We start from the raw sequence: 11,288 nt of genomic DNA, 5'->3' as shown, positions 1-11,288 counted from the left end.
AATTGCATCACGCGACAAGGTACCCGTACGCAACGGAGTGAATAATTGTTCTGGACACACTTTTTGTCCTATAAGCCGCGATATACGGAGGGCCGGAGCCAAGCCATTGGGCCAGAAGGAGATTCTGCTCAGTAGGCTTTCTGTTGGACCCTGGCTATTTGCAACAAAACCGCGTCAAGCGGTGCACTACAGGTCGAGCAGCTTATGGCGTAGCGCGTAATCGACGGCATCGGCGCGTGTTTTCAGGTGAAGCTTCTTATAGATCTTGCTGCGATGCGCCTCTATGGTTTTCACGGAGAGGAACAGCATCTTGCTGATCTCCTTGTTGGTGTGACCGTGGGCTATCAGCTGCAAGATCTCCAGCTCGCGGCCGGACAGTTGTTGGATGGATGGGTCGTTTGAACCGCTCGTCGTATGTTTCGCCAACAGCTCGACCATGGTGGGGTGGATGTAGCTGCCGCCGTTGGCGACGTCGTGCACGGCCTGGCGCAGTTGCTCGGGCGTGGAGTTCTTCAGCACGTATCCCGCCGCTCCGCCGCGCAGCGTGTACAGCAGGTATTCCGGCTCTGCGAACATGGTAAGGATAACCACTTTGGTATCCGGGAAATCCTTTGCCGTCTTTTCGCACGCGATAAGCCCGCTTTGCCCAGGCGGCATGGATATATCCAAGAGCAGCACGTCAGGTTTGTAGCGGGCCACCAGGGAATATGCCTCCGTTCCCTCGGCGGCTTCGGCCACAACCTCGATATCGGGATCGATGTCAAGCAGCATTTTTATGCCGGTCCGCACCACTACATGGTCATCGGCGAGCACTACGCTGATCATCGCGGCTCTCCCTCCTCTGCAGAACGCATGGGCGTGACCAAGGTGACGCGCGTGCCGTGCTCGTTTGATTCGATGGAAAGCGTGGCGCCAACCTGGTTGGCGCGCTCTTGCATGCCGAGCAACCCGCAGCCTGTGCCCTTGATGGTGGGATGCGCCACATCGAAGCCGCAGCCTTCATCGACTACGCTGATGTGAAGCCAGCTGCCGGCGGCCTCCACGCTCACGGCCACGGTGTCCGATCCGGAGTACTTGCAGGCGTTCGTCATGGCTTCCTGGCAAATGCGATAGGCTTGCGTTTCCAATGCGCGATCGAAGCGGGGAAGGGTGAGCTCGCCTTCGAAGCGGATGGCGGAGCCATAGGTTTTCTCAAGCAGCAAAGCCTGGCTGCGCAGCGCGGGCACGAATCCCAAGTGGTCAAGCGAGCTGGGGCGCAGCATCACGGAGATGTTGTGCAGCTCATCGAGCACGCCGTTGATGCCGCCGCGCGCCTCTTCTAAGATGGCGGCGCCTTCCGCGTCGACGTGGTCCGCAAGGCGTTGCAACGTGAACGTGACGGTCAGAAGCTCCTGCGCCACGCCATCGTGCAGTTCGCGTGAAATGCGCCGCCGCTCTTCCTCTTGTGCGCCTATGGCGCGAGCCAGGTCGCCGCGCAACAGCTTCGGCGCGCCCGTTTCGTCGGTGTCGCGCACGCCGGCGAAAGAGGTATCGCCCGAGATGTCGATAAGCGCGGTTTCGCTTCGATCGTCGGCTTCCCCAAGCCCCATGAACCCTTCGGATACCACCTCGAGCCCGCAGAACGTCCCACGCAGCTCATCGGTTATAAGCGTTCGGAACGTTTCCGCATGCGATGGATCGACGTTGCGGAAAGCGCATAGCAGCACGGCAACCACATGGTCTGCGCGTTTGAGCGGCAAAGCGCAGAAGCTGCGCAGGTCCTCGGCGAAGACGATGGGGTAAGACGAGTATTCGCGGGGGTCCATTTCCGAATCGATGTCGGTGAACAGCATGGGTTTGCCGGTTTTCAGCACGATGCCGCCGATGCCGTGCCCGGGCGCGAGCGAGATGCGACGGTGCCGATTGCTGGTTTCGCCTGCGCTGTAGATCCATTTAAGCGGCGCACCTGGAAACGCGGTGATGCCCATCGATGCGAAGTCGAAGCTGAAGCGCTCGCGCAGCGCGTCGATCGCTTGCTGGAACGCGGCGTTCTGACCTGAGATCGTTGCCTGGTCGAAGTTCGATGCCCCCATGATGTCCCCTTCCATGACCAAAAGCATCTTAAAACGCTTCTGCACCTTTCGCGCAGAGACAACCAATTAACAATAGCAGGTTTGAAGCGGCATCGGCAGAATCATAGGGTTTTCCCCGTCTGTTTGGGGAAGGGTTCGCTACTGCGCGCGCATCAAGCGCATGGGCATGCGCGATGCGTGTACCGTTGGATGCGGAGAGAAGCGCCTGCAAGAAGGGAGGAAGATGGAGATGAATAAGGCAAAAGGGAGCAAAGCGATCGTTTGGGCTACCGCTTTGTGCGCATTCGGCCTGGTAGTGGGTCTTTCGGCCTGTGCGCCGAACGCCGACAAGGCTGGACGTGCCGATCAGAAGGCAACCGACAAGCCGGTCGCGCAGCAAGTCGAGCAGACGCCCGATGCCGATGAGTATGGCGTGGTGCATGCCGATCAATGGGCCGGCGACTACCCATATCAGTACCAAACCTATAAGCAAAACGACGCTAACGGCACCGAGGGCAAGCACGATTACCTGCAGCTGTATCCTGCGCTGAACACCATGTACAAGGGATATGCCTTTGCGCTTGGCTACGATGAGGCGCACGGTCATACGCATTCGCTCGATACGGTAAAGGAAACGCCGCGTACGCAGAAAAAGGAACAGCTCGCCAACTGCATCTCGTGCAAGACCCCGCAATACACCGCGTTGGTGAATGCGGAGGGCGATACGGCCTATCAAGGCAAATTCAACGAGATGATCGATCAGTTCGACGAGCCCATCAGCTGCTATAACTGCCATGAGAACGACCCCACCCAATTGGTCGTGGGCAACAAGTTCTTCGTGAGGGCGCTCGGCGATGACTTGGATAACGAGAAGAAGGCGCCGCTGGCCAGCCAAACGTGCGGCCAGTGCCACAACGAGTATTACTTCGATCCGACCACGAAGGCGACGACGAACCCCTACACCGGCACCGATCAGATGACCCCTGATGCCATCCTTGCCTACTACGATGACATGAGCTTCTCCGACTGGAACCATGCCGACACCATGGCGCCTATGATCAAGGTGCAGCATCCGGAGTTCGAAACCATCTACGGCGGGGAATCCACCACTATGGCGCGCATCGGATACACCTGCTCCGACTGCCATATGGGCACCGAAGTCGCCGAGGACGGCACCGCATACACGTCTCATGATTGGATCAGCCCGCTTGAGAACGAGGATATGCTGGCAAACGACTGCAACAACTGCCATGCCGATCTGAAGAGCGAAGTTGCGGCTACGCAGGCCAAGGAAGAGCAGCGCGTCACGTCGATCAGCGAGAAGATCGAGGATATGACGAACAAGATCGCCTCCAAATACGCTGACGAGATCGCCGCGATCAAGGCCGCCAAGAACGCCGGCAACAAGCAGGCTCCTTCCGATGAGCTTGCCGCCCTGTGGAAACTGCAGCGCAACGCGCAGTTCTACTGGGATTTCGTGATGGTCGAGAACAGCGAGGGCGCTCACAACCCCGATTTGACGTTCGAAACCCTGGATAAGGCCGAAGCGGCGGCCGACCAGGCATTGTCCATGCTCGGATAAAGCGTAGGCGGCTTTCTCTCCGAAGCTCCCGAGCAAAAGCGCGTTGCGAGCTCGGGGGCAACCGCTAGCATATTCCGATTCTTTTCCGGAAGGGGGGTTAGAACACATGAGCGAGCAAAACGGGACCGGCAAGCCTCGCAGGATAAACCGCAAGTGGCCGATCACCGTGGCTGTGGTGGCGGTGGTCGCGGCAGTTGCCGGCGGGGGCTTTTGGGTTTGGCATGAACAGCCCAGCTTCTGCAACGCCATTTGCCATACGCCCATGGATCCATACCTTGCCGCGTTCGAGCAGGAGCCGGGCGTGCAGGGCGTTGACAAGTGGGGGAACACGGTGGAGAACACCGATTCCATGTTGGCCGTGGTGCATGCGGTGCCGAAGGAAGAAGGCGGCGCTGATGCGAACTGCCTGAGCTGCCACAAACCCACCATGTCGCAGCAGCTGACCGAGGTGAGCGAGTGGGCCACCGGCAACATGCCGCTGTACGCCAACGAGACCTATGGGTTGGTGCTTGGGGAGCGCGATACCGAGCAGCTCGGCGAGTGGCTGAGCCAGGACGGCGATGCGTTCTGCTTGAACTCGGCGTGCCATAACATCACGCGCCAGGACTTGGTGAAGGCGACGGCTCAGTATGGCGAGCGCAACCCGCATATGGCCATGCATGGGCAGCAGCTCGACTGCGGAGATTGCCATAAGGCGCATCGTGCATCCGTGAACGCGTGCAGCCAATGTCATGATGATGCGCCCATCCCTGATGGGTGGTTGACGTACGATCAGGCTCAAGAAGCAGCGAATCGCGCATAAATCGCGCATCCACTGGAAAAGGGCGTTGGCTCAGGCCAACGCCCTTTTTCGTTTTGAATCAGCCGCTTCGTGTTCAAGGGAGCGAACCCGCGCTTGGGGTGCAAGGAGGTTTTTCGCTTGGACATGCCGTCGGGACCCATGTGGCGGATCTGCCTGCGAACGGTGTTGCCGCGGCGGGAAAGCTCCCACGCTTATTGTTTCAAGGGGCGCAGCTGCGTGAGGGTGCTCAGGCGTTCCTCTTCTTCGCGTTGTTGCAGGTCGGCCATCACCACATGGCCCGCCATGGCGATATCGCGGCACTTCTCGGGGGCAAGGCGGCTCCACAGGTACTGCGTGGCGATGCGGTCCACGCCCGCAAGCACCACGTCCTGCATATGGCGCCCCTCGTCGGTGCAGGCCACGTACACGGCCTTGCGGTCGTCGGGCGCGCTCATGCGCTCCACCCAGCCGCGTTCGGCCAGGCGGTCGGTTGCCCGCACGGCGGTGGCGCTCGTGAGCTTCAGCTGCCGCGCCAGGTCCACGATGCGCATGGGGTAGCCCACCTCGCCCAAACGCTGCAGCACGCGGCATTCGCTGAAGGTGGCCCCGTCGCAGGACTCCTCCAACGCCTTCTCTATGCGCTTGCGCAGCACCTCGAAGGAAGCCAGGGCGCGGGAGGCGAAGAACTTGCGCGACATCTCGCGGGACAGCGGCGGCTCGATGGTGGCGCCGGCCATGACGGCGGCCTCGCAGATCGAGCGGAACGGCGCGGTTTGGGTGGGGAAGATGCGGTAGAGCTGGGCGATGATGGCGGGGTTGGCCTGCTCGATATGCTTGATGCCTGCTTCGAGCACGCGCACACGGCTTCCTCGTTTCCCGGGCGTGTGGATGCGTTCGACGAAGCCGGCATCCTCGAGCGTGTTGACCGCATGGGTGATCACGTTGGGCTTCAGGTCCAATATGATGCCCAGATTCTTCTGCCCGATGGGCTCGGGCTCGGCGGCGGCAAGCTTGACGAGCACGCGATACTGCGTGCAGTTCAGGCAGCTCGCTTCGCGAAGGCCTTCTTTCAGGCTCTCATGGGCAAGCTCGAACGCCACGAAAAACGTTGAATCCAGAAGGTATTTCCCGGGTTTGCGGTATTCGGTCGAGGTATCGCTCATGACGGCCTTTCGTGTCATCAAATCGTTGCACTGGTGAACCATGATACTTCTTTCTCCCCGTCTGTGGCTTATTTGTTTCCCGTCTGTGCCGACCTTTCCATAATTCGATGCCATGAAGTTCGCCTGCCGTCAAGCTTCGCTCCTCGCGTCGCGCCATGCCCCTTGCGCGGTATACTGGCTGCATGCCTGAAACATGAAGGTCGGGAGGGTAGCCATGAACATCGTTCACCGCGAGGACCAGCAGCTGCGCGAGCATGCGCTTCTAAGCGCCGATGCGGCAAAGGCCGACGAGTCCGAGGGCCGTGCGCGCTCGGGCGAGCCGGACTTCCTGCGCACCGAATTCCAGCGCGACCGCGATAAGATCCTGCATTCGAAGAGCTTCCGCCGGCTGTCGCATAAAACCCAGGTGTTCCTAGCCGCCGAGGGCGATCATTTCCGCACGCGGCTCACCCATACGCTCGAGGTCGCCCAGATCGCCCGCACCATCGCGCGGGCCCTGGGGCTTAACGAGGACCTGACCGAGGCCATCTCGCTCGGCCATGATCTGGGGCACACCCCGTTCGGCCATACGGGAGAAGCCGCCTTGGCGGGTTGCCTGGCCCGTCACCGCGGCATCGATGTCGCGTCAGCCCAGGTAGCAGCCCAATATCGGCACAACGAGCAAAGCCTTCGCGTGGTGGAGCGCATCGAGAACGATGGGCGGGGCCTTAACCTCACCGCCGAGGTGCGCGACGGCATCCTCCATCACACCGGCGCTATCCGCGCCGAAACGCTCGAGGGGCGCATCGTGGCCACCGCCGACCGCATCGCCTACGTCAACCACGACATCGACGACGCCATCCGCGCCGGCCTGCTCACCGAGGACGCGCTGCCGGAAAGCACGCACGAGGTGCTCGGGCCCGATCATTCCAGCCGCATCGAGCTTCTGGTGCGCGACATGGTGCAAACCTCCGCGGCGCTCGACGACATCGCGCTGTCGGAGCCGGTGTGGGAGGCCATGAACGAGCTGCGCAGCTTCCTGTTCGCCAACGTCTACACCGCGCCGCAGGTGCTTGCGGAGGTGAACAAGGCCAAGTACCTGGTCTCGCAGCTGTTCGACTACTATGTGGACAACATCGAAGAGGTTCCCGAGGAATATCGCGTCATCGCCGAGGGCGACCGCTTGCAGGCCGTCACCGACTACATCGCAGGCATGACCGACCGGTATGCCACGGCAACGTTCAAGCGCCTGTTCGTGCCGCGAGACTTCATGAGGTAGCGGTCTGCCCGCAGGACTTGTCGAATCCCCCTCTTTCGCATGAAAAGCAACCCCTGTTTTCCCGATTCCGTTCGGGCTATAATCGTGCGGCTATGATACAGAGAAGCGACATACAGCCGGCGGTGCAGGCCGCCATCCCCATCATGCTGGGCTATGTGGCCATCGGCATTCCCTGCGGCATATTGGAAGACTCCATCGGTATGAACGCCTTGCAGGTGTTCTTCCTTTCGTGCATGTTCTATTCGGGTGCGGGTCAGTTCATGATCCCCAACATGTGGCTGGCGGGCAGCCCCCTGGCCTCCATCATCGCCAGCGTGTCGCTCGTGAACACGCGCCAGATGCTGTATTCGGCATCCTTCGCGCCCATGTGCGCCAAGGAGCCTAAGCGGCTTTCGTTCTTGTTCTCCGCCACGGTCACCGATGAAAGCTTCGGTGTGAACATGGCGAACTTCGCCACGGGCACGTGGAACGTGCCGCGCGCCACCATCGTCAACATCTGTTCGTGCAGCTCCTGGACGCTGTCCAACGTGGCGGGCGTGCTCATCGGAGGCGCGCTCGGTATCCCGCTGGCCATCGCCAGTTTCGCCATGACCAGCATCTTCATTTGTCTGCTGGTCACCCAGCGCATCACGTTCGAGAACGTGGTGGCGGCCGTGGTGGCCATCGTGGGCGTGTTCACGTGCAAGGCCGTGGGGCTTGCCGGCCCCGCCATCCTGATCGGCGCCATCCTGGGCGTGGTCGCGGCCATGCTCGTCTCGCAGGTACGCCGCGAGCGCAGGGCCGAGGATGCCGCGCTCGAAGAGAAGATCGCGAAGGCCGCCGGGGAAGGGGGCGATGCGCGATGAGCATGAACGACTTCTTCATCGTTTTCGCCACGTGCCTGGTCACCATGCTGCTGTGCCGTTGCCTGCCGCTGTTCGTGCTGAAGGGCCGCCAGCTCCCCGAGGGCCTGGCCCGTGCGCTCGGGTTCATCCCGCCTGCGGCGTTCGCCGCCCTGGTGGCCAACGACCTGCTCTCGCCGGGCATGTTCGACGCGGGCGTGTGGCCCGCCGCCATGCCGCTTGCCGCCGCCGCAGTGGTGGTCGTGGTCGCGCGCAAGACGAAATCGCTGCTGTGGTGCGCCCTTGCCGGTTGCGCAAGCTATGCGCTGCTGGCGTTCTGCTTCGCCCCCGGCGCGGTGTAGGGCAGCGTTGTCATGGCCCCGGTTGCGGAAATTAGTTGGCAAAACGCCCTTGTTCTGCCTGGTTTGATATAATCCCGCATCGTATATGTGCTAATGGGAACCTTGAAGCGTTCGCACTGGCGAAGCGGCCGAAGCGCCGATCGAAGGAAAGAATGGGGACATTATGAGCGAACTGCTTTCGCAGCTGATCACGCCCGAGATCCAAGCGGCGTTTTCCGTCGTGGTCGTGCTGCTTGCCATCTTGTACATCCTGTCCATCGTATGGGTTGCGCGCGATGCGTATATGCGCGGCACCTATTGGTACGTGTGGGGCATCGTTGCCCTCATCCCGCTCGTGGGCGTTGTGGCGTACTGCCTGCTGCGTCCGCCCCTGCTGCAGATCGATCGCGATGAGCAGGAGCTCGAGGTGGCGCTCAAGCAGCGTCAGCTCATGCATTACGGCGAATGCGCCAACTGCGGCTATCCGGTGGAGGCGGATTACGTCCTGTGCCCGAACTGCCATCAGCGCCTGAAGAACCTGTGCGGCCATTGCGGCCACGCCCTTGAGCCGGCATGGACGGTGTGCCCGTACTGCGCAAGCCCGGTCAGCGGCCAGCGCCAGGCACAGCGTCGCGCCCCGCAGCCTCAGGCGGCTCCTCGCCAGGCACGCCCGCAGCGCCCGGCGCGCCCCGAGGAATAGGCTGAACCCTTGTCGTACGCACGAGCCGTCCGATCGGACGGCTCGTTTTGCTTTTCGGCGTGCAAGGCCGCGGCCTTTGCGGGCTTGTCGCGAAAGCCGCGCAGATGGTGGCGCGTGAAACTCCTATGCATGCGGCAGACCTTCTTTTGGGATTCGCCGGTCTATGCGCTAGCATGGGGAGCAGCTGCATGCTATCTTTCTATAATCTATAAAACCGATGCGCAGGCGGTATGCACCTGCCCGGCTGAGGAAAGGAACGTATCATGGAAATCGTTTTGCCCGACGGCACGAAGAAAACGCTGGACGCCGGGGCAACCGTCGCCGATGTGGCGGCTTCCATCGGCGCGGGCCTTGCGAAGGCCGCGCTTGCCGGTAAGATCGACGGCAAGCTCGTCGACCTGACCACCCCCGTACACGATGGCGCCGCCGTCGAGATCGTCACGGCGAAAAGCCCCGAGGCGCTGCACATCCTGCGCCATTCCTGCGCCCACATCATGGCCGAGGCCGTGCAGGAGCTGTTCCCCGGCACGCAGATCGCCTTCGGCCCTGCCACCGATGACGGCTACTTCTACGACTTCCTGCTGCCCGAGAACATCTCCTCCGATGACTTCGGCGCCATCGAGAAGAAGATGCAGCAGATCATCAAGGCCAACGAGCCGTTCGTGCGCGAGGTGGTCACCATCGAACAGGCGAAGGAGATCTTCGCCGACCAGCGCTTCAAGCTCGAGCACATCGACGACCTCACCGACGAGCAGATCACCATTTACCGTCACGGTTCCTTCGTGGACCTATGCTCCGGCCCGCATATCCCGTCTGCCGGTAAGATCGGCGCCATCAAGCTCATGAAGCTGGCCGGCGCCTACTGGCGCGCCGACGCAAGCCGCGAGCAGCTGCAGCGCCTCTACGGCACGGCGTTCTTCAAGAAGGCCGAGCTTGACGAATACCTGCACAACCTGGAAGAGGCCGAGAAGCGCGACCACCGCAAGATCGGCCGCGAGATGGACCTGTTCATGATGCGCGAGGAGGCCCCGGGCTTCCCGTTCTTCCTGCCCAACGGCATGGTTCTGAAGAACACGCTGCTCGACTACTGGCGCGAGATTCATCGCAAGGCCGGCTATGTCGAGATCTCCACGCCCATGATCATGAACAAGCAGCTGTGGATGACGTCTGGCCATTGGGACCACTACAAGGACAACATGTACTCCACCGTTATCGATGACGAGGAGTACTGCATCAAGCCGATGAACTGCCCCGGCGGCGTGCTCGTGTACGCTTCCCAGCCGCGCAGCTATCGCGATCTGCCCATCCGCGCCGGTGAGATCGGCACGGTGCATCGCCACGAGATGCGCGGCGCGCTGCACGGCCTGTTCCGCGTGCGCTGCTTCAACCAGGACGATGCGCACCTGTTCGTGCGCCCCGACCAGCTCACCGATGAGATCGTGGGCGTCGTGCGCCTTATCGACTCGGTGTACCAGCAGTTCGGCTTCAAGTACCATGTGGAGCTTTCCACCCGTCCCGACGACTCCATGGGCTCCGATGAGGACTGGGAGGCAGCGGAGGGCGGCCTGAAGACGGCTCTGGCCGAGCTGGGCATGGACTACGAGCTCAACGAGGGCGACGGCGCCTTCTACGGTCCGAAGATCGACTTCCACCTGGAGGATTCGCTGGGACGCACGTGGCAGTGCGGCACCGTGCAGCTCGACTTCCAGATGCCGCTGAACTTCGGCCTGGAGTTCGTGGACCACGACGGCTCGAAGAAGCGCCCCATCATGCTGCATCGCGTGTGCTTCGGCTCCATCGAGCGCTTCATCGGCATCCTCATCGAGCATTACGCGGGCAAGTTCCCCGTGTGGCTTGCCCCCACGCAGGTCAAGGTGCTGTGCGTGTCCGAGAAGTCCCGCGATTACGCGCATCAGGTTGCCGCGCAGCTTGACGAGGCCGGCATCCGCGTGGCAGTCGACGACCGCGACGCGAAGATCGGCTACAAGATCCGCGAGGCGCGCAGCATCGACCGCGTGCCGTACATGATCGTCGTCGGCGAGAAGGAGGCCGAGGAGGGCACCATCGCCGTGCGCGACCGCTCCAACGAGACGCATCCGTTCGAGACGGCCGACTTCATCGCGAAGGTGTGCGAGGAGATCCGCACGCGCGCGTAACGCGGCTTGGCGGCGGCGCTGTTTGGCGGCGCGCTGTCCGCTTGAAACGTTAGATCGCAGCCCCGCAAGGTTTGCTTTGCGGGGCTGTTTGGGTATATGGCGCGGAAGGTGTTCCGCGCGCGAAAGGGGATGGCATGCGCTCCGCTGCTTCCAGATTGCACAAAGGGTTCTCGTTTGCGAAGCGCTTCCGGGAGTGCAGCGATTGGATCTGCTGCGACGGCGCTGCTTGGGCCGGTCGCTGGGCCGCATGGGCGCCCGGCGGGAAGCACCGCGAGCAGGCGTTTTCGTACGTTGTGCTGGATTTGGGCTGCGGAAAGGGCGAGTACACCGTCGCCTGTGCCAAGATGCGCCCCGACGTGCTGTTCGTCGGCTTCGACGTGGATGCGGTCTGCACGCGTCGCGCCGCCGAGGCGGCGGCCGCGGCCGGCGTGGACA

11 protein-coding genes are annotated in these 11,288 nt (G+C 62.0%); 8 read left to right on the top strand and 3 right to left on the bottom strand.

Annotation, left to right across the window (positions count from 1 at the left end; genetic code table 11):
- Positions 1 to 186 precede the first annotated feature (186 nt).
- Complete coding sequence (locus tag Q0H50_RS05900) at positions 187 to 825, bottom strand: response regulator transcription factor (RefSeq protein WP_366936638.1); 639 nt, start codon at positions 823 to 825, stop codon at positions 187 to 189.
- A complete protein-coding gene (locus Q0H50_RS05895) occupies positions 822 to 2,072 on the bottom strand; it encodes an ATP-binding protein (protein WP_294420461.1) in 1,251 nt (416 codons plus the stop codon). The genes Q0H50_RS05900 and Q0H50_RS05895 overlap by 4 nt, the downstream gene beginning before the upstream one ends.
- Before the next feature lie 223 nt (positions 2,073 to 2,295).
- Here Q0H50_RS05895 and Q0H50_RS05890 point away from each other — a divergent pair, with 223 nt between their 5' ends.
- Together Q0H50_RS05890 and Q0H50_RS05885 are read left to right on the top strand one after the other, a co-directional pair.
- On the top strand, positions 2,296 to 3,633 hold the full coding sequence (locus Q0H50_RS05890; protein WP_294420460.1) for an ammonia-forming cytochrome c nitrite reductase subunit c552: 1,338 nt from the start codon (positions 2,296 to 2,298) through the stop codon (positions 3,631 to 3,633).
- Positions 3,634 to 3,739: 106 nt separating this feature from the next.
- Positions 3,740 to 4,435 carry a cytochrome c3 family protein gene (locus tag Q0H50_RS05885; protein WP_294420457.1) on the top strand — a complete coding sequence of 232 codons (696 nt, stop codon included), beginning with the start codon at positions 3,740 to 3,742 and terminating at the stop codon, positions 4,433 to 4,435.
- Between the two features lie 191 nt (positions 4,436 to 4,626).
- Here Q0H50_RS05885 and Q0H50_RS05880 read toward each other — a convergent pair whose 3' ends face one another.
- Positions 4,627 to 5,577, bottom strand: a complete 951-nt coding sequence (locus tag Q0H50_RS05880; RefSeq protein WP_294420455.1) for a MarR family transcriptional regulator — start codon at positions 5,575 to 5,577, stop codon at positions 4,627 to 4,629.
- A gap of 214 nt (positions 5,578 to 5,791) precedes the next feature.
- Here Q0H50_RS05880 and Q0H50_RS05875 point away from each other — a divergent pair, with 214 nt between their 5' ends.
- From Q0H50_RS05875 to Q0H50_RS05850, 6 genes are all read left to right on the top strand, one after another.
- Positions 5,792 to 6,835 (top strand): deoxyguanosinetriphosphate triphosphohydrolase, encoded by a 1,044-nt coding sequence (locus Q0H50_RS05875; RefSeq protein WP_294420452.1) that lies wholly within the window; start codon positions 5,792 to 5,794, stop codon positions 6,833 to 6,835.
- A 92-nt stretch (positions 6,836 to 6,927) separates the two neighbouring features.
- Entirely contained in the window at positions 6,928 to 7,680 is a 753-nt protein-coding gene (locus Q0H50_RS05870) for an AzlC family ABC transporter permease (RefSeq protein ID WP_294420449.1), read from the top strand.
- Positions 7,677 to 8,018: an AzlD domain-containing protein gene (locus Q0H50_RS05865; RefSeq protein ID WP_294420446.1), complete on the top strand. Its 342-nt coding sequence runs from the start codon at positions 7,677 to 7,679 to the stop codon at positions 8,016 to 8,018. Before Q0H50_RS05870 ends, Q0H50_RS05865 begins: the two co-directional genes overlap by 4 nt.
- 163 nt (positions 8,019 to 8,181) lie before the next feature.
- Positions 8,182 to 8,697: a zinc ribbon domain-containing protein gene (locus Q0H50_RS05860; protein WP_294420444.1), complete on the top strand. Its 516-nt coding sequence runs from the start codon at positions 8,182 to 8,184 to the stop codon at positions 8,695 to 8,697.
- A 263-nt stretch (positions 8,698 to 8,960) separates the two neighbouring features.
- On the top strand, positions 8,961 to 10,853 hold the full coding sequence (gene thrS / locus Q0H50_RS05855) for a threonine--tRNA ligase (protein ID WP_294420442.1): 1,893 nt from the start codon (positions 8,961 to 8,963) through the stop codon (positions 10,851 to 10,853).
- Between the two features lie 134 nt (positions 10,854 to 10,987).
- The coding region (locus tag Q0H50_RS05850) for a methyltransferase domain-containing protein (RefSeq protein WP_294420440.1) at positions 10,988 to 11,288 on the top strand (301 nt) is incomplete at its 3' end.

It is taken from the genome of uncultured Senegalimassilia sp. (genome assembly GCF_934632265.1).
Lineage (GTDB): Bacteria > Actinomycetota > Coriobacteriia > Coriobacteriales > Eggerthellaceae > Senegalimassilia.
Note: the sequence above shows the minus strand (reverse complement) of the source record. Positions and strands in the feature narration are given on the sequence as shown.